Source organism: Acinetobacter sp. YH16044 (assembly GCF_013417145.1).
GTDB classification, from domain to species: Bacteria; Pseudomonadota; Gammaproteobacteria; order Pseudomonadales; family Moraxellaceae; genus Acinetobacter; species Acinetobacter amyesii.
Map to the genome: position 1 here is coordinate 57,076 of NZ_VPEK01000002.1, position 24,738 is coordinate 81,813.

22 protein-coding genes are annotated in these 24,738 nt (G+C 40.6%); 2 read left to right on the forward strand and 20 right to left on the reverse strand.

Annotated elements, in window-relative coordinates:
- Nucleotides 1–127: 127 nt before the first annotated feature.
- From bamB to FTV38_RS01890, 20 genes are all read right to left on the reverse strand, one after another.
- The gene (bamB, locus tag FTV38_RS01795; protein ID WP_180021000.1) at nucleotides 128–1,273 is read right to left on the reverse strand and encodes an outer membrane protein assembly factor BamB; all 1,146 of its coding nucleotides are present in this window, start codon (nucleotides 1,271–1,273) and stop codon (nucleotides 128–130) included.
- On the reverse strand, nucleotides 1,270–1,968 hold the full coding sequence (locus tag FTV38_RS01800; protein WP_078189608.1) for a tetratricopeptide repeat protein: 699 nt from the start codon (nucleotides 1,966–1,968) through the stop codon (nucleotides 1,270–1,272). Before FTV38_RS01800 ends, bamB begins: the two co-directional genes overlap by 4 nt.
- 30 nt (nucleotides 1,969–1,998) lie before the next feature.
- A complete protein-coding gene (gene hisS, locus FTV38_RS01805) occupies nucleotides 1,999–3,294 on the reverse strand; it encodes a histidine--tRNA ligase (protein ID WP_180005380.1) in 1,296 nt (431 codons plus the stop codon).
- A 3-nt stretch (nucleotides 3,295–3,297) separates the two neighbouring features.
- The gene (gene ispG, locus FTV38_RS01810) at nucleotides 3,298–4,419 is read right to left on the reverse strand and encodes a flavodoxin-dependent (E)-4-hydroxy-3-methylbut-2-enyl-diphosphate synthase (RefSeq protein WP_180007218.1); all 1,122 of its coding nucleotides are present in this window, start codon (nucleotides 4,417–4,419) and stop codon (nucleotides 3,298–3,300) included.
- A 23-nt stretch (nucleotides 4,420–4,442) separates the two neighbouring features.
- On the reverse strand, nucleotides 4,443–5,237 hold the full coding sequence (locus FTV38_RS01815; RefSeq protein WP_111884744.1) for a RodZ domain-containing protein: 795 nt from the start codon (nucleotides 5,235–5,237) through the stop codon (nucleotides 4,443–4,445).
- Nucleotides 5,228–6,031, reverse strand: a complete 804-nt coding sequence (gene pilW, locus FTV38_RS01820) for a type IV pilus biogenesis/stability protein PilW (RefSeq protein WP_180021003.1) — start codon at nucleotides 6,029–6,031, stop codon at nucleotides 5,228–5,230. The genes FTV38_RS01815 and pilW overlap by 10 nt, the downstream gene beginning before the upstream one ends.
- Before the next feature lie 15 nt (nucleotides 6,032–6,046).
- Nucleotides 6,047–7,282, reverse strand: coding sequence for a 23S rRNA (adenine(2503)-C(2))-methyltransferase RlmN (gene rlmN, locus FTV38_RS01825; protein ID WP_180021005.1), 1,236 nt, complete (start codon nucleotides 7,280–7,282; stop codon nucleotides 6,047–6,049).
- 123 nt (nucleotides 7,283–7,405) lie between these two features.
- Nucleotides 7,406–7,837 carry a nucleoside-diphosphate kinase gene (ndk, locus tag FTV38_RS01830; RefSeq protein WP_004697669.1) on the reverse strand — a complete coding sequence of 144 codons (432 nt, stop codon included), beginning with the start codon at nucleotides 7,835–7,837 and terminating at the stop codon, nucleotides 7,406–7,408.
- A 109-nt stretch (nucleotides 7,838–7,946) separates the two neighbouring features.
- Nucleotides 7,947–8,147 (reverse strand): Fe-S cluster assembly protein IscX, encoded by a 201-nt coding sequence (gene iscX, locus FTV38_RS01835; RefSeq protein WP_078189615.1) that lies wholly within the window; start codon nucleotides 8,145–8,147, stop codon nucleotides 7,947–7,949.
- A gap of 121 nt (nucleotides 8,148–8,268) precedes the next feature.
- The gene (locus FTV38_RS01840) at nucleotides 8,269–8,820 is read right to left on the reverse strand and encodes a phosphatase PAP2 family protein (protein ID WP_180021007.1); all 552 of its coding nucleotides are present in this window, start codon (nucleotides 8,818–8,820) and stop codon (nucleotides 8,269–8,271) included.
- Between the two features lie 193 nt (nucleotides 8,821–9,013).
- Entirely contained in the window at nucleotides 9,014–10,291 is a 1,278-nt protein-coding gene (locus tag FTV38_RS01845; RefSeq protein WP_373886999.1) for a glycosyltransferase family 4 protein, read from the reverse strand.
- 243 nt (nucleotides 10,292–10,534) lie between these two features.
- Complete coding sequence (locus FTV38_RS01850; protein ID WP_180021011.1) at nucleotides 10,535–10,708, reverse strand: ATP-binding protein; 174 nt, start codon at nucleotides 10,706–10,708, stop codon at nucleotides 10,535–10,537.
- 275 nt (nucleotides 10,709–10,983) lie between these two features.
- Nucleotides 10,984–11,394 (reverse strand): hypothetical protein, encoded by a 411-nt coding sequence (locus FTV38_RS01855; protein ID WP_078189619.1) that lies wholly within the window; start codon nucleotides 11,392–11,394, stop codon nucleotides 10,984–10,986.
- 13 nt (nucleotides 11,395–11,407) lie between these two features.
- Nucleotides 11,408–13,717: a fimbria/pilus outer membrane usher protein gene (locus tag FTV38_RS01860; protein ID WP_180021013.1), complete on the reverse strand. Its 2,310-nt coding sequence runs from the start codon at nucleotides 13,715–13,717 to the stop codon at nucleotides 11,408–11,410.
- A 5-nt stretch (nucleotides 13,718–13,722) separates the two neighbouring features.
- Nucleotides 13,723–14,451 carry a molecular chaperone gene (locus tag FTV38_RS01865; RefSeq protein ID WP_180021015.1) on the reverse strand — a complete coding sequence of 243 codons (729 nt, stop codon included), beginning with the start codon at nucleotides 14,449–14,451 and terminating at the stop codon, nucleotides 13,723–13,725.
- 92 nt (nucleotides 14,452–14,543) lie between these two features.
- Nucleotides 14,544–15,044: a hypothetical protein gene (locus tag FTV38_RS01870; protein ID WP_180011654.1), complete on the reverse strand. Its 501-nt coding sequence runs from the start codon at nucleotides 15,042–15,044 to the stop codon at nucleotides 14,544–14,546.
- 836 nt (nucleotides 15,045–15,880) lie between these two features.
- Nucleotides 15,881–16,705, reverse strand: coding sequence for a hypothetical protein (locus tag FTV38_RS01875; RefSeq protein ID WP_257227268.1), 825 nt, complete (start codon nucleotides 16,703–16,705; stop codon nucleotides 15,881–15,883).
- Between the two features lie 705 nt (nucleotides 16,706–17,410).
- Complete coding sequence (ilvC, locus tag FTV38_RS01880; RefSeq protein WP_180021019.1) at nucleotides 17,411–18,427, reverse strand: ketol-acid reductoisomerase; 1,017 nt, start codon at nucleotides 18,425–18,427, stop codon at nucleotides 17,411–17,413.
- 109 nt (nucleotides 18,428–18,536) lie between these two features.
- Nucleotides 18,537–19,028 carry an acetolactate synthase small subunit gene (gene ilvN / locus FTV38_RS01885; RefSeq protein WP_078189625.1) on the reverse strand — a complete coding sequence of 164 codons (492 nt, stop codon included), beginning with the start codon at nucleotides 19,026–19,028 and terminating at the stop codon, nucleotides 18,537–18,539.
- Entirely contained in the window at nucleotides 19,025–20,752 is a 1,728-nt protein-coding gene (locus FTV38_RS01890; protein WP_180021021.1) for an acetolactate synthase 3 large subunit, read from the reverse strand. Before FTV38_RS01890 ends, ilvN begins: the two co-directional genes overlap by 4 nt.
- A gap of 744 nt (nucleotides 20,753–21,496) precedes the next feature.
- Between FTV38_RS01890 and FTV38_RS01895 the strand changes: the two genes are divergently transcribed.
- Together FTV38_RS01895 and leuS are read left to right on the forward strand one after the other, a co-directional pair.
- Nucleotides 21,497–21,793: a DUF4124 domain-containing protein gene (locus FTV38_RS01895; protein ID WP_373683082.1), complete on the forward strand. Its 297-nt coding sequence runs from the start codon at nucleotides 21,497–21,499 to the stop codon at nucleotides 21,791–21,793.
- Nucleotides 21,794–21,921: 128 nt separating this feature from the next.
- The gene (gene leuS / locus FTV38_RS01900; RefSeq protein WP_180021023.1) at nucleotides 21,922–24,543 is read left to right on the forward strand and encodes a leucine--tRNA ligase; all 2,622 of its coding nucleotides are present in this window, start codon (nucleotides 21,922–21,924) and stop codon (nucleotides 24,541–24,543) included.
- The last annotated feature ends 195 nt before the right edge of the window (nucleotides 24,544–24,738 follow it).

A 24,738-nucleotide genomic window follows, 5' to 3' on the forward strand; every position in this document is an offset into this window, starting at 1 on the left:
CAGAAAGCTTAGGAAGAATGGAAATAGGATAAATGCCTAAAATAAATAAAAACACGGGGCATTGATGATTCAATCCCCCGCGTTCAAAAATACGGTTTGGCTTATTTTAACATAAGCCGCAGAAAAATTAACGGTTCTGCCAAATACTTAAAGCGCCCTTACGAGTCGAGACATACAGCTGGTTGTCAATGACACGTAATGAGCGAACTTCGCCACTGGTTTTTGAACGACCAACAAGCTCACCTGTGGCTGGATTAATGAGGTGTAATACACCATCTAAATCACCCACCACAAGCTCTTGACCGAGCATGACAGGATTACTCAACTGGCGATTGAGTAACTGATCATTTTCCCACAGTTTTTGACCTGTGGTAATTTCATAAGCCACGATTTTACCATCTGTTTGCGCAACAAACACACCATTACCCACAACTTCAGGGCGTTGAATGCTACTAGCATCATTGCTCCAAATCACTTGCTGACTGGCTAAATCCAGTGCAGTGACCTGACCTTGATAACTGGTGGTAATTAAAAATTGACCTGCTACAGTCGGTTCACCGTCAATATCAATGAGACGTTGTACATCTGAACGACCGTCTGACACTGCAACACGACGCTGCATTTTCGGGATACCGCTCAATGCATCAATCACATAAATATAGGCATTTGAAGAAGCGATGAGAACATGACGCGCATCGAGTGATACCGGTGCTGCCATACCACGTAAACTAAACTGCACATTTGGCAAGTTATAGGTCCAAGTTTGTTGACCCGTTGCCACATCGTTTGCGTATACCGTACCATCATTGGTGACTGAAATAACACGACCTGCTTGAATCAACGACGGTGAAAGTAACGCGCCAGTTAATTGTGCAGTCCACTTTTGCTCACCTGTTGCCTGATCTAATGCAAATAATTGACCTTTTGCATTACCGACAACCACGATACCGTCAGCAGCTTCAACACCTGCAGTCAAACCTTGCTTAGAGATTTTCTTCTGCCATAAACGCTCTTTACCTTTGTAGGCTTGAACTTCACCGTTAGGGTTTACGCTAAAAACAACGCCATTATCTGCATCCATACGTAAACGCAGTGGATCCGCTTCCTCAGTTGAAGCCACACTGTTTGAAAATACAGGTGCTAAAGTTTTTGCCTGTTCCAATTTTGGTAAAGGATTTGGTTTTACTTTTTCTACTTTTCCTTTATTTGCACAACCAGCCAAAGCAAGTGTTAAAACTGTCAGCGCACAGGTAATTTTGTATTTTCTATTCATTCAGTTGCTTCCACTTGTGTATCTATAATCGGACGTTCAATTTCAGGATCATCAACTAAAACGCCTACACTTTCGAGTTTAATTTGTAAAATTTGACGTTCTTCTTGTCGCTCAACCAAAGCATCCCATGCACTTTGATAAACTTTCTTTGCATTTTCGATATCATTTTTCGCAACATAGACATCGCCACGGGCTTCATCTGCAGTTGCTTGAAAAGCAGGTTCTTTAACCGCTTCTAAAGTTTTTAATGCTTCATCAAATTTCTTTTGTGCCAATTGTGCATACGCTAAACGTAATTTCACCAATTGAACTAAGCCCGCATCGTCAACTTTTGAATTTTCAACTTTTTTCAAAGCTTTTTCAGCGTTGGCATAATCCGCTTTATCATACGCCAATTTTGCCATAAGCAACTGAGTTTGGATGGCTTGTGGCGAATCTGGCGCTTCTTTTACAATTTTATCTGCAGTCGCAGAAAGTTGTGTAAAAGCGTCACCCGTCGCCGACTGAGCATCATCCATTAACTGCTGGACTTTGGCTGTTTGCATTTGTGATTCAGCCAAAGTTTTCTTCTGCCAGTATTCCCATCCGAAAAAGGCAATCAACGCAATTAAAATGCCGCTAACAATGGCAGAGCCATATTTTTTAGCAAACGATTTTAAATTATCAAGTTGTTCTTCTTCACTCAATGCGCTCATGAAATTACCTTTTTCCTTATGTTATAGGGATTATTTTGAAGAAATTTTTTCGATAATGAAGGCAACAAAGTCTGCCACATTCACTTCGTGTTGTTCTGCAATCGCTAGCTCTTTTACCAGCACTTGCCCTGCTGCTTGCTCACGTTCACCGTAAATCACAGCAAATAAAGCACCCGATTGGTCAGCTTTTTTCATTTGCGATTTCATTGAACCTTGTGAACCAACTTTTAAGCGAATGTTACTACCCGCTGCTTCAAGTTGATCACGTATTTGTTCAGCAAGCACCAACGCTTTACCTTGAGTTGCAGGATCTGAAACCAAGAATAGCTCACAGTCACGCACTGGGGTATTGTCTTCCACTTGTTCAAGTAGAAGAAGCAAACGCTCCATACCCATTGCAAAACCAACAGCAGGCACCGACTGGTCTGCTTTACCTTTAAGCTGACCGACTAAACCGTCATAACGACCACCAGCACATACCGTTCCTTGAGAACCTAAGTGTGTAGTTGTCCATTCAAAGACCGTTTTATTGTAGTAGTCGAGACCACGAACCAATTTTTGATTGATCACAAAACCAACACCAGCGTCAGTCAAATACTGCTGCAATTGGGCAAAGTGAGCCAACGTTTCTTCACCCATAAAGTCGTGAAGTTTTGGCGCATTTTCCAAAATGCTTTGTGTTTTCGCATCTTTAGAATCCAAAATACGCAGTGGATTTGTGGTGAGACGACGCTGAGAATCTTCATCTAAGTCATTTTTATGTGACTCTAAAAATTCAACCAATGCCGCACGATAAGCTGCACGTTCATCAGACTCACCTAAAGTATTGAGTTCTAATTGAACTTTATCTGCAACGCCCATGCGTTTCCACAAACGCGCAGTCATTAAAATCAATTCTGCATCTTGATCTGGTGTTGCAACACCAAAGGTTTCTACGCCAAATTGATGGAACTGACGGTAGCGACCTTTTTGTGGTTTTTCATAGCGGAACATTGGGCCGACATACCATACACGCGGTGTAGCACCACGAAGTAAGTTATGTTCAAGCATTGCACGTACACACCCTGCTGTTCCTTCTGGACGCAAAGTCAAAGACTCAGGCGGATTACCTTTGTCTAAGAATGTGTACATTTCTTTTTCAACGATATCCGTTGCATCACCAATAGAACGTTTGAACAGATGAGTCTGCTCCACAATCGGCAAGCGAATTTGCTGATAACCATAAGCATCCATCAGGCTAGATAGATGCTGTTCTAGACGTCTCCATGCAGGACTTTGCGTAGGGAGAATGTCATTAAAACCTTTGATTGCGACGATTGAACTCATGATCTACTCAGAAAAACTTGTGCGAATAATCTCTTTAGCTTTAGCGTCTTCAAGATCGCTAACACGTTGACGAACCATCGCTTCGATTTCGTCAACCAACTGATTTGTGTCAATTAAATGGCTCTTTTCGCCATTACGATACACCAGTGAACGCGGACTTGCACCTACTACACCAATATCGGCTTCTTTGGCTTCACCCGGACCATTTACTTTACAACCAATCACCGATACATCCATTGGGGTACGAATATCTTCTAAACGCTCTTCCAATGTTTGCATGACTTTGATGACATTAAATTCTTGGCGCGAACAACTTGGGCATGCAATAAAGTTAATGCCGTTTGAACGTAAGCCCAATGATTTTAAAATATCAAAGCCAATTTTGATTTCTTCTTCAGGCTCTGCGGCCAATGAAATACGCATGGTGTCACCAATGCCTTCCATCAACAAACCGCCTAAAGCGATAGCAGATTTGACTGAACCCGTGCGGTAGACACCTGCTTCAGTCACACCTAAGTGTAATGGGTTATCAATTTGTGCAGAAAGTAATCGGTAAGCATCCATCGTCAGAAAGACATTGGATGCTTTGACTGACACTTTAAATTCATGGAAATTTAAACGGTCTAAAATATCAATATGGCGCATTGCAGATTCAAGCAAAGCCTGACCTGTAGGCTCACCATATTTCTTTTGAATATCTTTTTCCAGTGAGCCTGCATTGACACCAATACGCATTGAAATGTCATTGTGCTTCGCTGCCGCAACCACTTCACGAATTTTGGCTTCAGAACCAATATTACCCGGGTTAATACGCAAACAATCTGCACCAAGGTCTGCAACACGTAAAGCAATTTTATAATCAAAGTGAATATCGGCAACCAATGGCACTTGCACACGTTTACGAATTTCACCAAAAGCTTCAGCAGCTTCCATACTCGGTACAGAAACACGCATGATGTCCGCACCGACGTCTACACAGCGCTGAATCTGTGCCACGGTCGCTTCGACATCACAGGTTTCAGTATTGGTCATACTTTGGATGCTAATCGGCGCATCACCACCGACATACACCGAACCTACTTTAATTTTACGCGTTGGACGGCGCTTAATTGGATTTTCAATCATTGTTCAGTCTGCTCTGTTGTCCCTTAACGTGATAAACGGAAATCTGCTTTGCCGTTTACGGTATATGGTGACAATGAAATATTTTCATTATTTAAGCTTAATGACACTACTGTTGCATCATCCAAACGAATTTGGAATGGTGTTTCACCGTTTAAGTTGAGCGTCGATGCTTGACGACCTGTCGCCAACACCTTACCCGTCGAATCAACAATATGTACTGAAGTCGGGCTACTGAAGGTCAATGTCAATTGATCGCCACTGACCGCTGCATTTCCGCCATTCATGTCGAGGACTTGAACTTCTGAAGCGACATCACTGGTCACAGCGTCTTCATTATCGCTGCCCGAGGTCATGCCTTGAATCGCTGCCACGATCGCACCAATGACCACCAACACCGCCAATGCAATCAAACCACGTTTGATCCATTTACGATTACGGTCACGGTTAGAACCGGGTAATTTACCCATAATTTTAATCGGTGAATTATTTAACGCGTGATTTGGCAACAATCCCGTATCGTTGGCATAAATATCATCAAAACGTTGAATGATATTGGTTGCATCAACTTTTAAATATTTGGCATAAGTGCGGTAGTAACCTTTAATAAAGGTCGCTTCAGGCAATGACTTATAATCATCTTGCTCAAGTGCAGTCAGTGTTTTTAATGGAATATTGAGTTCTGATGCGACAGCTTCAAGTTCCAGTTTTTGCGTAATACGTACTTGACGTAAATACTCACCTGGGCGTTGTACATTTCCTAATGCATTTGGAGCTACGCTCGAACCATTCGATTGCGGTGAATTAGGATTTACTTCCATACGGCCTCAGTACTGTACTGTAATTGCAAATAGCGTTGGTATTCAGGACTTTCTGGGAACAAAGCACGTAACTGGTTAACCAGTACTTGCATACCCAAATTGTCGCCATTGGCACGCGCTGTTCGAATGCCAATCCAGAGTGCGCGCGCACCCTGATTTTTTTGTCCTACTGCACGTACAAATTGTTCATACATTTGTGTGGCAGCAGGGAACTGCTGATTCAAATAAAAGATTTCAGACAACTCTAACATTGAAACATAGGAATCACGATTAGCCTGCAAAGCTTGTTTGAATGATTTTTCAGCATTCGCCACATCACCCACTTTCAGGTAAATTCGACCTAAATTTTCCAATGCTTTGAAACGTTGATCATAACCTAAAGTTGAACCTGCGATGCTGAACTGTTCAATCGCATCATTATAGCGCTCAACTTGGTATAAATACGTACCGTAGTTGTTACGCGCTTGAGAATTTTTTGAGTCTGCTGAAATTGCACGCTTAAAATAACTATCTGCTTTTTCTAAGTTGGCTGGGCTGCCTTCTCGTTGTAGTAAGACACCCATCATCATATTGGCTTGGGAATCGCGAGAATCCACTTCTAAAGCCTGATCTAATGCGCGTTTAGCAGAGTCCAAATCCCCTACTTTCATGTGTTCAACAGCCAATTGCGTTCTGATTTTTACGGCTTTCTCTGGGTCTTTTTTCCCAATCTCAGGCGTTTGACATGCTGTTAATGCCAAAACCGATGCACATAAAGCTGAAACGAAAGTGAACTTATACGTTAACTTTTTCAATTGGCTGCCTCTTTATTATCCTTGTGAGCGCAGTATCTCATTTTGCTGCGCAACTTTCTTTTTCCATTGCTCCGCACGACGAGTACGGTCAGCAACTTGCCCCACGAGTTGTCCACACGCAGCGTCGATATCATCACCACGTGTCTGACGAATCGTACACACAAAACCGGCATCAGACAAAGTTTTTTGGAAAGAAATAATACGGTTACGGCTTGAACGACCGTATGGCGCATGCGGGAACGGGTTAAACGGAATTAAATTAATTTTGCTTGGTAAGTTTTTCAACAGCTTTAACATTTGCTGTGCATGTTCAGGATGGTCATTTACACCATCTAACATCACGTATTCGATGGTCACATGTTTACGTGAACTTTCATTGCCATCTTTGGCGATATAACGCTGACAAGCTGCTATCAACTGTTCCAACGGATACTTTTTATTGATCGGAACAAGTTCGTTACGTAGTTCATCATTTGGCGCATGGAGTGAAATTGCCAAGGCTACATCAATGTCTTGTGCCAATTGGTCAATTTTAGGCACCACACCTGAGGTTGATAAAGTCACACGGCGCTTCGACATACCATACGCAAAGTCATCCAGCATGATACGCATTGAATTCAATACGGCATCATAGTTCAACAGCGGCTCACCCATGCCCATCATCACCACGTTGGTCACTGAACGTTCACGATCCGCAACTGGCACATCTTCCATATAAGAGAAGTTCGCCACCCAAAGCTGTCCAATAATTTCAGCTTGGCTCAAGTCACGTTGAAAACCTTGTTTCCCAGTTGAACAAAATGAACAGTCCAGAGCACAACCCACTTGTGATGAAATACACAAGGTCTTACGTGCGCCGGTTTTATCTTCCGCAGGAATGAGCACAGTTTCAACCAATGAACCTGCACCTTCACCTACACGGAACACCCATTTACGAGTACCGTCTTTTGAGTAATTTTTATGCACCACTTCAGGCGCTTTAATTTCACAAATCTTTTCTAGTTTTTCACGCAATTTACCAGAAATATTGGTCATTTCAGCAAAATCAGTCACGAAGAACTGATGAATCCATTTCATCACCTGCCCAGCACGGAATTTCTTCTCCCCCATTTCTTCGAAGAATTTTTCCATTTGCGGACGTGACATGCCCAGTAAATTCACTTTCTCCACAGTATTTTTCTGCGTCGGAGCGGATGGAGATTGTTGCTGTGCATCAGAAACAGCTGATGTAGCGACTACTTCAGTACTCATGTGTAATTACCTAAACCATGTCTAAAGATCAAAGGAGAAGCTCAGTTATTGAGCAAAGAATTATTCAGAGAATAAAAAAACCAGACAAGCAGTATACCACTTATCTGGTTTGAATACTTCGAATTAACGAGTACGTGGAGCGATCTCAGTTTGAGCGAAGAAGTAGTTAACTTCACGATCAGCAGATGCTACAGAGTCAGAACCGTGAGCAGCGTTTTCGTCGATGCTTACAGCGAAGTCTGCACGGATAGTACCAGGAGCAGCTTCTTTAGGGTTAGTTGCGCCAAGGATTTCACGGTGAGCAAGAACTGCGTTTTCGCCTTCAAGAACTGAAACTACAACTGGACCAGAAGTCATGAATGCAACTAGGTCAGCAAAGAAACCACGTTCTTTGTGCTCAGCGTAGAAGCCTTCAGCTTCAGCTTGAGTCAAGTGTTTCATTTTAGTTGCAACGATTTGAAGACCAGCTTTTTCGAAACGAGCAAAGATGTCGCCGATGTGGTTTTTAGCAACTGCGTCTGGTTTAACGATAGATAAAGTACGTTCAATAGCCATGAGAGGCTCCTTAAGTCAATTTGACGTGAAAAATTTGCCGCATTATACCGAATAATGCGCTATTTTCTGCTTTTGCTATACAAAAAAATTGCTTTTTTCGATGTAGGGATTAACTTGCCTCATCAATCCAGGCCATCTGAATTCCCTCAAGCAGACCTTCAGTCGACTTTTCTGGGTCATCAGTGAAATTTGGCAATGCACATACCCATGCATGTAGGTCAGTAAAGCGAATCCATTGCGGATCAACATCAGGGTGAGCTTCATACAGCTCAATTGCGATATCAATGGTATCTGTCCAGCGTAAACCCATGGGTCTTCCTAACATCGTCTATAGAATGATGGCTTACTTTAACAAATTTCGGCAATTGGACGTGATAAACCCTTTTAATTTTTTTATTACCAGATTTTGCAATTGAGATGTCCACTTCAAACTATAAAATCAAACCAAAAAGAGGTGCACAGAGAATAATTGCGGCACCCACTGCAGCGCCTATAGCAGCACCGACAGCGACATCACTTGGGTAATGCAAACCTAAGATCATGCGAGATAATGCCACCAATAAGCTAAAGGGCAACATTAAGACCAACAACATGGGTTGAATATAGCCCAGCACTGTTGTTGCCATGACCGCATGTAGAGTATGCCCCGATGGAAAACTAAAATGATCTAGAGGGCGTTCACCTAAGCGAATCACTTGATGCACTTGGTACGGTCTTGGGCGCACAGTTTTCTTTTTGAGGAGTTTATAGATCGAGGTGCCGACGAAACCACCCAGTAATACATAGACGATTTGTACACTGTAATACATGCCCTGCACGATCCAGACCGTCGCCAACATGACATACCAAAACACACCATCACCAAGTCGACTCACCATTTTAAATATGTCAGCGACAACTTGTTGATGCGAAAAATGATTGAGATAAATACAGCCTTTTAAATCGAGATGCAGCATTCTTGTTTTTGCATTTTTAAAATTCATCGCTAATCTCCTATCTACAGTCAAAGCCTGACTATGTTGGGGTTGAGCTAGATTTGTGTTGTTATTTTTACAAGTTGAGATCTGTGTTTGACTCAGCTTAAGTTATCTTTTTGACAGTGCAATGATGCTTTGATGACAGTTCGATGAATATTAATTTTTGAAGATGCTCAACTTTTCTATACAACCAATAGCGCTAGCTCCATTGGCTCATCATAGCTTGATCCACCACGCGATATAGCGCGTGCTCAAATTGCTGTACAGGATATTGCCAACCAATTTTAGCTGCGTCGTTTGCCGCTTCGATGCCCATGGTTTTTAATTTGGCGCGTTGCGGCAATTGCTGCATGAGGCGAATAAATTCATCGGTTCGAGATAAATGACATAACCATCCCGTTTGCTGATTTCTCACGTGCAGTTGGGCACATGCGGCATTATATGCAATCACAGGCAATCCGCTGGCCATTGCCTCCAAAACCACATTACCAAAGGTCTCAACCTGACTTGCGAAAACAAAAACATCCGCACTGGCATAGGCTTCCGATAAAGCCTGACCACTTAAACTTCCCATAAAAATAACATCTAGGGATTTTGCCAGTTGCATTAGTCGTTCACGATCAGGCCCATCACCCACAATGACCAATTTCGTTCGTGCATCCATAGCCAACATCGAACGGTAGGCAGAAATCAAAACATCCACCTCTTTTTCAGGAGATAGCCGACCGACATAGAGCATCACGCGGGTATGTTCATCTGCTTGCCACTGTTGTCTCAGTTCTGCTCGATAATGTGAGGGAGAAAATCGACTATGGTCCACACCTCGCCCCACCACCACCAATGGACAACTAAAACCTAATCGATGCAAGGCATCCGCAGTATCTTGGCTCGGGACACAGGTGAGTTGAGTATTGTTATGAAACCATCGTAAATAATGTTGTACAGGCTTCATTAAAAACGCTAAATCAAAGAAGCGACTAAAATCATGAAAGGCCGAATGAAAACCACTGGACACAGGAATCTGTAAAGAACGCGCCAGTTGAAGCATAGCAAATCCCAAAGGTCCTTCAGTGACTATATGCACAATGTCGACTTGGGCTTTTTTTAAAGCTTTACTCAGTTTAATTAGTTGCGGCCAGCCAAATTGTAAACCTGAATATTTAGGAATCGACTGCGCTCGAACCAAACACTCTTGATCAGGTCTGAAATCATGACAACTTTCGGACTGTTCAGGACGTATTAAAAAAATTGAGTTGCCTTGTTGCTGCAAGCCTTTACACAACTGCAATAAAGAATGTGCAACACCATTAATTTCTGGCGCCCACGTATCTGTAACAATGGCGATTTTTAGACCTGGACGGATTAAAGTTGAGACCGTTTGCATATCCATTCGTGATTGCATATGCTTAAATTGGAATTGAAAGCGTGCAGGTTCATCCTGCATACACCCCAAATCGTTAGCCGATTCTGTCATGATCTTACACGCTTCTTATAAATGTATATCCACAGTTTAAGCAGCAATTTTTTGCATTTTGATGATTATTTGATGACAGTTTATTGAAAGAAATTATCTTATTTCATCTACAAAATCATGATTTATCCGTAGTTTTTAATCACTTTTAAAATCGTCTGACCCGCACGAGAAGCTATTTGCATATCTGCGTTCATCCTTTCTAAACACCCACTCATACTACGAAGCCCCACACTCAAACCAGCTTGATTAACCAGATCCACATCCCCCCACGCCATTGTCTTCAACTTCCATTATCAACGCCGAGTTTTCATAATAAATTCGGATCTGCACCACGGTCGCATGACTATGCTTCACAATATTGGTTAATGCTTCTTCAGCTACGCGCTGTAAGCTTAGACATTCCAATGGGGTAACATCCACTTCCCATTTTGCAGGAACTGACCATTTAGCGTGTATATCGAGCTCATCAAATAACTGATTAAAACGGTGTCTAAAGTTGTTATCGGGGAAGCATATGCTGAAATCAAATTTCCTTCATTTCTGACTTTATACGCATAGCAGAAAATTAAGCTACTTAGATTAGAGCCCAAGATTCACCTAAATATCTATCATCAAGCTTCAATCTAGCGGTATGAACGAAATCAGCACTCTGCATTATTCACCTTAGCCATGAAGAAAATCGGTCGCTAAGCATCTCAAAACACCATATTTACAAAGACTGTATCGCGGTAGATTCCTGCAGGTGTCGTTGCATTCACTCGTTCTACCAAACGCACAGCAATCACATAGTTATTTTTGCCAGCGCCTTGCTCGGTAGAAACATTCCACAGATTTTCCATCGCACCTGAAACAGTCATTCGTGTTTTCAGCTTAATCGGGCCATTCGTTACAAAACTACTGCCCGAAGTATCCTGCAAATTTCGGCTATTAAAGCGTATGCGGTATTTACCTGAACAATCGACACTAAATGAACTTGCCGCTTGACTATTATAGTAATTCGCCAAGCGCATATTGGTTTCACTGATTCGTCCCATTTCACAGCGACTCGGTGCTGCAAATGTTATTGAACTAAATAACGCTGCTGAGATGAGTAAAATACTTTTCATTGGAAATACTCCTTTATTTACACTGCAATGTAATTAATTCAGGAGTTTGGTTTTCTACCTTTTTCGGCACTGTTAACGCTGTTTGGCAAGATCGACCACCACTGGTCCTCACCGTCAACTTGTAGTAGCCTTCAACCAAACCATATAACATTACCGTGCCATCTGAACCCACTGGATAAACATCAGCTTCTGGGGTATCAATTGCAACTTCACTTCCTGCCACAAATTGATGACCTTGTTCATCCAATATTTTGACCAATATTTGTTGTGTATCAAATACTGAAAAATTAATGTTATAACCACGCTGTCTTAACGCAACTAAACGATGTGCAGCATTTGGAACTTTGCTTTCGATCGGCAATTGATTTTCATCGAATGAAATATCGTAATTAATATAAGGAACGATATCGTGTACAAAGGCATAGCCTTTTTTATTGGTTTTCGCGACTGGAGACATTGATCGCATGACATCAATATCTTCACGACCACCAACATTCACTAAAGCAAAAGCATTATCGACAAAACTGGTCAATGCGTATTGACCGCCCAACCACACCATAGCGCCACGGTAGCCAACCTGTGTTGTTGAATCATTTTCACTATAGAGATGACTCAAGGTTAAATCACCAACATTAGTGGACAAACCACCATAGGCATTTAATACCGTTTCATCATTACGATAATCCACACCGAGCGCATAATTTGCACCATATTCACCAAATGCATTTTGGATGAAACGTACACCGCCGGATTTATTGGTACCTGCATCAGCCTGAATACGTTTACCACCACCAAAATTATAAGAAAATGTAATAAAGGCACCTGAGTCATCGCTATCACCAAATTCTTTAAAATAATTGGCGGTATACATTAAATTCTGTGTGATTTCGCGACTCACACCCACTGTGAGCATTTTGCGATCCTCTAATTCAAATAAAGGATCATTAGATTCATACTGGGTTTGTTCGATATAGTTCAGGTTTAAATTTTGAAAGAATGGAAAATTAGCAAAACTCAAATACGCCATATTTTCAAATTTTGGAAAAATATGATTATCTTCATAACCCAACGCCCGATAATCATTTGTAGCGTAACGAGAACTCACACCAAAATTGAGTTTCCCGAAATTACGACTGATAGCAAAACCAGCAGAATAGCCATCGTCGTCATCGGTTTTACTGCCTAAAAAAATACTGTCTAAAACAAACCATCGATTGACCGCTTGCGTCCATAGCAGTCCTGCATTTTTTACTTTGTCACTATAGGTTGCACTTGCACCCAACGTGGTACGACTGGTGACACCTCTACGCCAATAGGCTGAACTAAAAAAATCGCGATAATCACTATTTTCTTCGTCATAACTGAAGCGTAGTTTCCCTAATGATATGTTATAATCATTTAAATCTTCTTTAAGCAATTTACTACTAATTAATACCGGGAAGCTTCGAACAGTGGTATTCCCCAATACATCTTGTACAACCATTTGCGCTGTACCGGCACTTTCAATATTGGCACCTGTTTGTAAGTTATAATCTCCAGGTGAAATCTTTTTCTGATAAATATTTACGCCATCAATATATAAATCAACAGTCGAAGGTAAAACCGCACTGCCTTTTAGACTTGGAATATTCCAATACACGAAATCTGGGCGTGACGTATAGTCTGTACCAAAACTCAAACCACCAAATCGCACACCATGAATTAATGCACTATATGCAGAGGTCGTATCACCAATAACCAGTTTGGTCGCACTTTTAGAAAAATCAAACTCAAGACTACTATTTAACCTGACGAATTTTTCTTCACGATAATCATCACCTTTATTATTTCGATAAAAGGCATTATTTCTTAAAATCCAATTGTCTTTAAACACGCCCAGTTCAGGTAGCACACCAAAATTATTATGTTGAGTATTATTTTCAAAATGCATTTCATAATTAAGAAATGCACCAAAATTTGCAGGCATCGGCTGGCTGATTAAGGTATCAGTTTCTAGCCCAAAGAAATATTTTGATGGAAGATTAATTTTGACGGCTTGCAATTGAGGATCAAATCCAGACTGAATATCTTGATCCGTTACCAAACAAAATGAATTTTTAGTTGCATGTCGTTTCAGAATTTCTACTTTGATTTGCAGCTTATCAAGATCTGCGCATTCTATATAAAACTTGTTATTTTCAGTCAGTAATAATACTTCGCTCTTGCGGTCTACTTCGTTTACCCAAATACTGGTTGGAAATAAATCATCAGGCATATCAACGGCTTCTGCATGAGCAGAATTAGCACATAAAATACAATATAGAAGCAATGTAATTCTGTTCATAGCCACTACTCAACTAAATTAAACTCCAAAGGAGTGTCACCTTTATCTGTTTCCACAACGACTTTATAATTACTAGCGCCTTGTAAAGAAACATTCCCGATGTCGTATTGGTTTTTACCTAATGCCAATAAATATTTCATATCGGAAGATTCAGCGACTGTTTTTTTGCTTTTATCGATGACATAAAGTTTTTGGATTTGAATGTGTGATTTTGCTAAATTTTCAACCTGAATAATGGTGCGACCATTCGTTTTTTTGGCAATAAATTTCAAATAAGCGGGTTCTTGTTTGCCGACAAAAAATGGCACATTAATACTTAATAACAGTGCAATTTTCGATTCAGAGTTCGTCACTTGTGGTAGCTCAGTATAAATAATACGCCATGCTTCTTCTTGTTGTAGATTCATACTTTCTACAGATTGAGTAAAACCCACACGAACCATTTGTTTTGAATTTGGTTTTAAAATAAAGTTTTTCGGATTGATAATAATATTGGATTCAGGTGAAAGAACATCTTCCCCTGCGGCATTTTGAGTCCATTTAAATGCTTGAGCCTCAAAAATACGTGGTGTCTCATCATCCCCTTTCGACTCCAAAGTAAATGTCGCACTGCGTTGTTTAGATTTATCGGTTAAATATAACTGCACAGGGCTAATTGAAATACCTGCAAATATTTGAGGACTCAATAAGCAAGTCATTAAACTAAATGAAACGACTTTGAATAAACTTTTCATATACCCACCCCAGTACATTTAAATATTATTATCAATTCAAAAATAAAAAGAAGTTGACCCTAACTGTGTAGAATCAACTCCCTAAATTTGGATTAGTAAGCTACTTTGATATATAAAGTATCTTTGTATGTACCAGCACGTTGAGTACCTGAAATTGTATTTTTTGGAGCTACAGATACAGCAAAGTTATCAACGCTCATACCAGTTACAGGTGTAGAACCGATTGGATAATTCACACCACCTTTTGAAGTCGTGATTTTTGTAAATACTTTGTCACTAGTGGTTTCATGTTTTACAAAAGTATCTGCACTTGAACCCGCGTTTAGCGTAGATAGATTTAATGTATATGGAGTGTTCGTTGTAACTGTAAAGCCACTAGCACCCCTATAACTGTCTTCAACGAGTTTGATGTCTTTACCTACCAAAAGCTCACATGCTTTAAGAATCTGTAACTCGATGTCGATTTCGCCTTCACACGGCGCACCGCCACATTGTTTAGATTCTTTTTTACCACCAGCGATTGCAGATGTTGCTGGAAGTGCTACGAACAATGTTGCAGATAGTACTGCGGTTAAAATTTTAGATGTAGACATTTCACTTCTCCATTCTCATATGAGATTTATTAGTATGTGCATCAAAGGATATTTATTAAGAAAAACTAATTAATCTTACTTTCCCTAGGTGCTGATTCATTCTTAATCATGTGGAGAAAAAAAGAACCTAATGCGGAATATTCACACGAATATTCATGTAATATTATTTTTTACGAATATTTAAATTATGTGGTTGTAATATATTAAATATTTTTAATTTTTATATTTTTATTTAATTTTTCTCTTTATCCCAAATTTTGGGGATTTTTTTCATATCCCTATTTTTTGGTATAACATATCTTATTGTTTTTATTAATTTTAGTAACATTAAAAATAATATAGGCTGTTACATATTTCACCAAATATTTGTGAAATAGTTCAAAATAATTTTCAAACAAACCAATACTACATGAATATTCAACCATATTAATAGTAAAGACCGATTAAATTTAAATTTTAAATAGAATCTCAAATGTATAATCACCACTTTCAGGTATGTCTTTTGAAACGCAATACAAGAATTACGTCACCAAATACTGAGCCTTTGTATTAAATTACAGGTTTTGAAACACGTCTTAGTTTCCAATGTTAAGCTTTTGTAAATCATATTTTCTTTCTTTAAATTTCAGATTTTTGTTTTTCAATTTTTTAGAATCTCATTTATTACATGAACTATCACGCATATTGAAATTCAGCTCCTCTCTTTCAACGCACTTTTTACTTTGATTTTTTATTCAAAATACTGAATACCTCTTTTAAAACTGCCTACATTCTTCTTTAGAAAATTCTATAAATAAAAAAAGCCCCAAGTTATGGGGCTTTTTAAAAAATTTAACTTACTCACTGACTGGATAAAGCAATCCTTGATCGACTCGAAAGATTTGACCTGATCCAAAGTCGATCTGCTGCAACTCTCCTTTTAATTTTGGGAAGCCTGCAATTTTTTCCAATTGTGGTGAGCGCTGAAAATTCTTCGTTTTAGGGTTGTACATCCAATAAATAAATTGCTTATCTTCTATTTTTCGACCATCAGAGGTATCTGAGAGTACAACATCATAGTATCCATCAAAATTAACATCCAAGAATCCTATACTACTCCCAAAGGCATTAAAGCCTTGTAAAGACTGTAGTACTGTGCCATTTGACTTATTAATCACATCTACGCGTTTTAGAGACTTCCCATAAGGTTGGTCTGCGGATTGCACCCCATAAAACTTAAACAGCAGGATAGGTTTATCTACAGCTTTAAACGCAGGCTCAAACTGTAGATAACTTGTAGATGGTGGTGCCGTTTGTTCCGTCAGTTCAGCTTTAAACGAGCCTGTATTTGCATTCAATGTTCCTGCTAATCGATAAGCTGTTGCAGCACTTTGTTCAGTCACAACATTAACTGAATTCAAGTCAATAAAATCAGCTTTTTGAGTCCCTTTAAAGTTAATTTGTTTGGGCTCTTGCAGATCAGTCAAAGTCCCGTGCGGATTCCATATTCCAGCATACAAGTCTAAGAAATAGCGCCCTTCAGTCGAACGAAGCATCCGCTGCATGGATATGCGAACATCAGGTAAAGGCTTTAACTCAGGCTGTGCTATATCTGCATCTTGTGCAAAACCCACCACAGGTAGACAAAGAGCGAGTAAAAGAGAGAGTTTTGATATTTTCATTGCAATTACACACTCCATACAGCATGAATAATGCCTACTCTATCACAACCTAAATTCAACACAGATGACACAAATATAGGAGTTTTGAAACTATCTATGACTCAAACCATTAGATTAAATTGGTGCCGCTTTTAAAGCCCATGTTTCCAATCTTTGGCATCCCCATTAAAAACATCTTTTTTGACTGAGAAATAAAATTTTGTTCTTTTATTGCTCTACAACTTTTTTTACTTGAATACAAGGAAGAAAAAGTACTGCTTTGAATGAAGCCCAAAAAGCAAATCACCGTTGTGGACGCAAAGAGGCCACGTACTGCCTTTTATCCTTTCTAGGTACTTAGCAAATTTAAATACCACTCAAATGAGTGGGCTTCCACATTCAAATCAATTGATTGGAGAAATTAGTTTTTCTCTTTATCAACGGTTTTACTTGCCTTTATGCTGATTTCAGTAAGGCATAAAAAAGCCCCTGTTAAAAACAGGGGGCTTTTTGACTTAGAAATCAAAACTTAGTTCTTTTCTTTGTCTACGATTTTGTTCGCTTGAATCCAAGGTATGAGCAAACTCAGAACACTGTTCTGAGTGAAGCGCAAGGAATAAAAGCACTGCTTACATCATTTGAGGCACGCAGCCTTGATACCGTCTTTTGTAAGGCATAAAAAAGCCCCTGTTAAAAACAAGGGCTTTTTGACTTAGATATCAGAACTTAGTTCTTTTCTTTGTCTACGATTTTGTTCGCTTGGATCCAAGGCATCATTGCACGTAGCTTACCGCCAGTTACTTCAATACCATGAGCAGCATTTTGACGACGACGAGCAGTCATAGAAGGATAGTTCAACGCACCTTCTTGGATGAACATTTTCGCGTATTCACCAGATTGAATACGTTTAAGCGCATTACGCATCGCTTCACGAGATTGTTCGTTGATTACTTCAACGCCAGTTACGTATTCGCCATATTCAGCATTGTTTGATACTGAGTAGTTCATGTCCGCGATACCGCCTTCGAACATTAAGTCAACGATCAATTTAAGTTCGTGTAAACATTCGAAGTAAGCCATTTCTGGTGCATAACCAGCTTCAACAAGAGTTTCGAAGCCCATTTTAACCAATTCAACAGCACCACCACAAAGGACTGCTTGCTCACCGAAAAGGTCAGTTTCAGTTTCTTCACGGAATGAAGTTTCGATAATACCAGTACGGCCACCACCAACACCTGAAGCGTAAGAAAGCGCAACGTTACGTGCATTACCAGAAGCATCTTGGTGAACAGCGATAAGATCAGGTACACCTGAACCACGTTGGAATTCTGAACGTACAGTATGACCAGGCGCTTTTGGAGCAACCATGATTACGTCAAGGTCAGCACGTGGAACAACTTGGTTATAAAGAACAGAGAAACCATGAGCAAATGCTAGCGTTGCACCTTGCTTGATGTTTGGCTCAATTACGTCACGGTAAAGTTGTGATTGGAACTCATCTGGAGTCAAAATCATAACTAAGTCAGCTTGAGCTACAGCAGCAGGAACTTCTGAAACTTTAAGACCAGCATTTTCAGCTTTTTTCCAAGAAGTAGAACCAGCGCGTAGACCTACAGTTACGTCAACGCCTGAATCTTTAAGGTTAAGCGCATGAGCATGACCTTGTGAACCATAACCAATGATTGCTACTTTTTTGCCTTGGATGATAGATAAGTCTGTGTCTTTATCGTAAAAAATTTGCATTGCTGTCTCCGCTAAAATGCTTTCGTTTCCTTTAACTTGATACCGTGATTCTGTTTGATTATTCACGTTTCAAGTACCTCACCCATAGGAGTGAGGTGAATATATAAAATTAGATAGTTAAAACTTTTTCGCCACGTGCGATACCTGAAACACCTGAACGTACAACTTCTAGAATTGTATTTTCAGCTAAGGCATCAATAAAACCATCTATCTTTTCAGTTGTACCTGCGATTTGAATGGTATATGTCGTTGGCGTTACGTCTACGATTTGTCCACGGAAAATATCCGCAGTACGTTTAATTTCGGCACGTGCTGAACCGAGTGCTTTGACTTTAATTAACATCAATTCACGTTCAATATGAGCACCTTCAGACAAATCAACAACTTTAACAACTTCGACAAGCTTGTTGAGTTGTTTGGTGATTTGTTCAATTTTATGCTCATCGCCATACGTGGTTAAAGTCAAACGCGAAAGCGTCGGATCTTCTGTTGGCGCTACGTTTAATGTCTCAATGTTATAACCACGCTGAGAGAATAAACCTACCAAACGTGAAAGCGCACCTGCTTCGTTTTCTACAAGTACAGAGATAATATGTCTCATTGTGTGCGCTCTCCTTTGCCTAACCACATATCTTTCATTGACTGGCCAGCAACCAACATTGGATATACATGCTCTGAACGGTCAACCATCACGTTAATAAACACGCACTTGTCATTGATCGCCATTGCTTCAGCAAGCTTCGATTCGAGTTCATCTGCATGATCAATTTGAATACCCACATGCCCATACGCTTCCATTAATTTAGGGAAGTCAGGAAGTGACTCAACATAAGAACTTGAGTGACGACCTTCGTAGTTCATGTCTTGCCATTGCTTAACCATACCTAATGCACGGTTATTCAAGCATAGAATTTTTACATTCAAGCCATATTGCTTACATGTAGAAAGTTCTTGGATACACATCTGAATCGATGCTTCGCCAGTAATACACACTACTTGTTGATCTGGGAAGGCAAGTTTAGCTGCCATAGCATATGGCAAACCTACACCCATGGTTCCTAGACCACCTGAGTTGATCCATTGACGTGGACGTGTGTATTTGTAGTAAAGCGCACCAAACATTTGGTGTTGACCAACGTCTGAAGTAATGATGGCTTGACTATTGGTAATTTTATCCAAGGCTTCAACAACTTGCTGTGGTTTCATTGAACCATCAGTTGGTTTGTCATAGTTCAAACCATGAACTTGACGCCATTCATTGATTTGTTTCCACCAAGCCGCGATATCTTCAGGATTTGGTCTAGACACATTCAATTGCTTTAATTGAGCCAACATTTCAGTCAATACAGGCTCTACTGCACCCACAATTGGGATGTGCGCCATAATTGTTTTTGAAATCGTTGCTGGGTCTATATCAATATGAATGACTTTCGCATTTGGACAGAATTTCGCTGGATTATTGGTTACACGGTCATCGAAGCGCGCGCCCACACACAGAATCACATCTGCATTGTGCATAGTCATATTGGCTTCGTAAGTACCATGCATACCCAACATGCCGATGAATTGTTCATCATTGCCCGGATACGCACCAAGACCCATTAGGGTACTGGTTACTGGATAACCCAGTAAATGTGCAAGTTCTGTCAACTGTGCAGAAGCATTGCCTTGAACCACACCGCCGCCTGAATAAATAATTGGGCGTTTAGCATGAATCAATTCATCAATTGCTTTACGAATTTGACCTGAGTGACCACGATGCGGCGGTTGATACGAACGCATTTTCACTTTTTCAGGATATTCGTAAGCAAATTTCTCTGCAGGATTCGTCGCATCCTTTGGAATATCAACGACAACAGGACCCGGACGACCACTTGAAGCGATATAAAATGCCTTCTTAATAATCGAAGGGATTTCGCTTGCATGACGTACTTGGAAGCTGTGTTTTACGATTGGGCGCGAAATACCAACCATATCAGTTTCTTGGAACGCATCCTCACCGATAAGATGGCTTGCAACCTGACCTGACAAAATCACCATTGGGATTGAGTCCATATAGGCAGTTGCAATTGGAGTTACGGTATTTGTTGCACCCGGACCAGATGTCACCAGTACGACACCTGTTTTACCTGTGACACGTGAGTAAGCATCAGCCATATGACCAGCAGCTTGCTCGTGGCGCACTAGGTAATGATTGATTTTTTCTTGTTGAAATAGCGCATCATAAATATGCAGTACTGCGCCGCCTGGGTATCCAAAAACATGTTCAACGCCTTCGTCCGCTAAAGCGCGTACGAGCATTTCACCACCAGATAAAAGTTCCAACGTGATTCACCCTAATCTTTTTTCACGCACAAATGGAGGGCATTTGTCGTGGTTAATTCATTAACTGTGTGCTCTGTTATAGCACACAAATTTCATAGTTTTCATAGCAATAAGAAAAAAATCTGACCTGCTTGCTGTTTGAGCAATATGGGGTCTAAAACATGTTGGGATAAACATATTTTGTTGGCTTTGTTCAACTTCTCGGCTAGAGAAGAAGTCCATTGCTAAAATGCACTCATTCGAAGGGTGATCGATCTAAGGCATATAAAACTAAAGACAGCATTTTTGTAGTTTCAACCATTAAAGTCAAGTTTAAAAATCGGCTTTTTTCTGATTACTTACAGACCGTTTGTTTTTTAAGCATACTCCCGTTCTTTGCATTCTTTGTAGTTTGTTTATTTATAACCAGTTAGCATGCATTTAATAAAATACTTTTATAAATCTAATAAATAAATTAAATGAATGGCTGTGGGTTTTTCATTCAATTGCCTCACTTTCAACTTAATGCATGGATTGGATCATAAGAACCCAACATTTTTATTGCTCATTAATTCCACAATTCATCATTCACAAAGTTACTCATCCCACGCGATGCCCCTTTTATCCTTTGTGCTAAAAAATGCATAGATTCTGCTGTCAAAAAAGCGCAAAATTTTCAGCATAATTTTGCATGATCACTATAACTTTGGGACTGAATTTATGATGAAGACGACGATTGCACGAACTGCCTGTATTTTATCTAGCATGGCGTTTTGCCTGACCAGTTTGGACCTTTCAGCGAAAGAATATTACAAATGGGTGGATGCTAAAGGTTCAACGCATTACACCACCACGCCACCGCCAAAAAATGCGCAGCGTAAAGGTAAAGTAAATACCTATGGCGCAACAACGACTACGCAATCAACTCCAGCAAAAAACCAAGAAGAGGTTTCACGTGAAGCCGAACAGTCGAATGAACAAAATGAGCAACAAGCAGAACAACAACGCGAAGCCAATGCAGCACTCCGCCAAGCTCAAGCGGTAGCTGCCGCAGCACAATAATTCACGCCAAAGTCCTGCTATATCGACTTAAATTATTTACATCTAGGCAGCATCGCAAAATTCACTCTAGGCGTATTTTGCGCTATGCTGTAGCACAAACTTTTTAACCGTTATTTCTATTTACGTTTATGACTACTCACATTGACCCTGAATATCAAGCCAGTGCGATTGAACCTACAGTCCAACAAGACTGGGAAAATCGCAAAGCCTTCAAAGTTGCCGACCAAGTAGAAGGACCACGTCGTTATATCCTCTCTATGTTCCCTTATCCAAGTGGCAAACTGCATATGGGTCATGTGCGTAACTATACAATTGGTGACGTGATCAGCCGTTTCCACCGCTTACAAGGTGAAACTGTACTACAACCAATGGGTTGGGATGCTTTCGGTCTACCTGCTGAAAATGCTGCAATTGCCCATCAAGTCGCTCCTGCAAAATGGACTTTTGAAAACATTGATTACATGCGTAATCAGCTTAAAAAGTTAGGTCTTTCTGTAGATTGGGATCGTGAATTTGCAACTTGCACACCTGAATACTACCGTTGGGAACAATGGTTATTCGTACAGCTTTATAAAAAAGGTTTAATTTACCGTAAGCTTTCAACAGTGAACTGGGACCCTGTAGACCAAACTGTTTTAGCAAACGAACAAGTTGAAAATGGTCGTGGCTGGCGTTCAGGTGCATTGGTTGAGAAACGTGATATTCCAATGTACTACTTCCGCATCACTGACTATGCGCAAGAATTACTTGACGATTTAGAAACATTAAAAGACGGCTGGCCACAGCAAGTTTTAACCATGCAACGTAACTGGATTGGTCGCTCACAGGGTATGGAAATTACCTTCCCTTCAGCGAATCCAAATGTTTATGCAGATGGTTTAACTGTATTTACCACTCGTGCTGACACACTCATGGGTGTGACTTATGTTGCAGTTGCAGCAGAGCATCCAATGGCACTTAAAGCTGCGGAAAACAACCCAGAGCTTGCTGCATTTATTGAAGAATGCCGTATGGGTTCTGTTGCAGAAGCCGATCTTGCCACTGCTGAGAAGAAAGGTATGGCAACAGGTTTGTCAGTTAAGCACCCAGTTACAGGTGAAGAAGTTCCTGTTTGGATCGCAAACTACGTCTTGATGTCTTACGGTTCCGGTGCGGTGATGGCGGTTCCATCACACGATGAACGTGACTTCGAATTTGCGAATAAATATGGCTTAACCATTAAGCAAGTGATTGATGCCAAAGGTGCAGACGATTCAGACTTTGACGCAACCACTTGGCAAGAATGGTACGGTTCTAAAGAAGGCAAACTGGTGAATTCAGGCGAATTTGACGGTTTAGATTTCCAAGGCGCGTACGATGCATTCCTTGCAAAACTTGAGCCTCAAAAGCTTGCAAATGTAAAAGTTCAATTCCGTTTACGTGACTGGGGTGTTTCTCGTCAGCGTTATTGGGGTTGTCCAATTCCTATGATCAACTGTGAAAAATGTGGTCAGGTTCCAGTACCTGAAGAACAACTTCCAGTTGTATTGCCAACGGACGTGGTTCCAGACGGTTCAGGCAATCCACTCAACAAAATGCCTGAGTTCTATGAAACCACTTGCCCATGCTGTGGTGGCGATGCTCGTCGTGAAACAGATACTTTGGATACCTTTGTAGAATCATCTTGGTACTATGCACGCTATGCATCTCCAGATTTCACTGACGGTATGGTGAAACCTGAAGCGGGTCAAACTTGGTTACCTGTGAACCAATACATCGGTGGTGTTGAACACGCAATTCTTCATTTACTTTATGCACGCTTCTTCCACAAATTGATGCGTGATGAAGGCGTCGTTCAAGGTAACGAACCATTCACTAACCTTTTAACACAAGGTATGGTGCTTGCGGATACTTACTACCGTGAATCTGAGTCAGGCAAGAAAACATGGTTTAACCCTGCTGACATCGATTTAGAACGTGATGAAAAAGGCCGTATCATTTCTGCGAAATATCAAGGTGATGGTCAAGATGTCGTGGTTGGCGGTCAAGAAAAAATGTCGAAATCGAAAAACAACGGTATCGACCCGCAAGCGATTATTGATCAATACGGCGCAGATACTGCACGTGTATTCATGATGTTCGCGGCACCACCAGATCAATCACTAGAATGGTCTGACGCAGGTGTTGAAGGTGCAAACCGTTTCTTAAAACGTGTATGGCGCCTAGCATCTGGTTTCCTTGAACAAGGCAACTCTGCTGCAAACATCGACAAAGCGACACTATCTACCGCTGCACAAGACTTGCGTCGTAAAACACACGAAACCATTCAAAAAGTGGGTGATGACATTGCTCGTCGTCATGCCTTCAACACCGCCATTGCTGCGATGATGGAACTTTTGAATGCAAACAATAAGTTTGAAGCGAAAGATGACAATGACGTTGCCGTTGCACGTGAATCAATCACAACCCTTCTAACTTTACTTGCTCCGTTTGCACCACATTTAAGCCAAACCTTATTGGCTGAGTTTGGTATCGAATTAACATCAGCACGCTTCCCTGCGGTAGATGAATCTGCGCTGACTCGCAATACACAAACGATTGTAGTGCAAGTGAACGGTAAACTTCGTGGCAAATTAGAAGTGTCTGTCGATGCCTCTAAAGATGACATTCTGGCGCAAGCAAAAGCATTACCTGAAGTTCAACAATTCTTGACTGGTCCAACCAAGAAAGAAATTGTGGTGCCGAATAAATTAGTGAATTTGGTGGTTTAATTTAATCCCCCTAAATCCCCCTTTATAAAAGGGGGACTTCCCGCTCCCAACAAAAAATCGGATCTCCTCCCTTTTTTAAAGGGAGGTCGGGAGGGATTAAAAAACAATTCCCAAACAAAGCCCGTTGCGAGTCAACGGGCTTTGACTTTACAATCCACACAGGATTTCAACATTATCCCTTCGGGAAACAGAGGA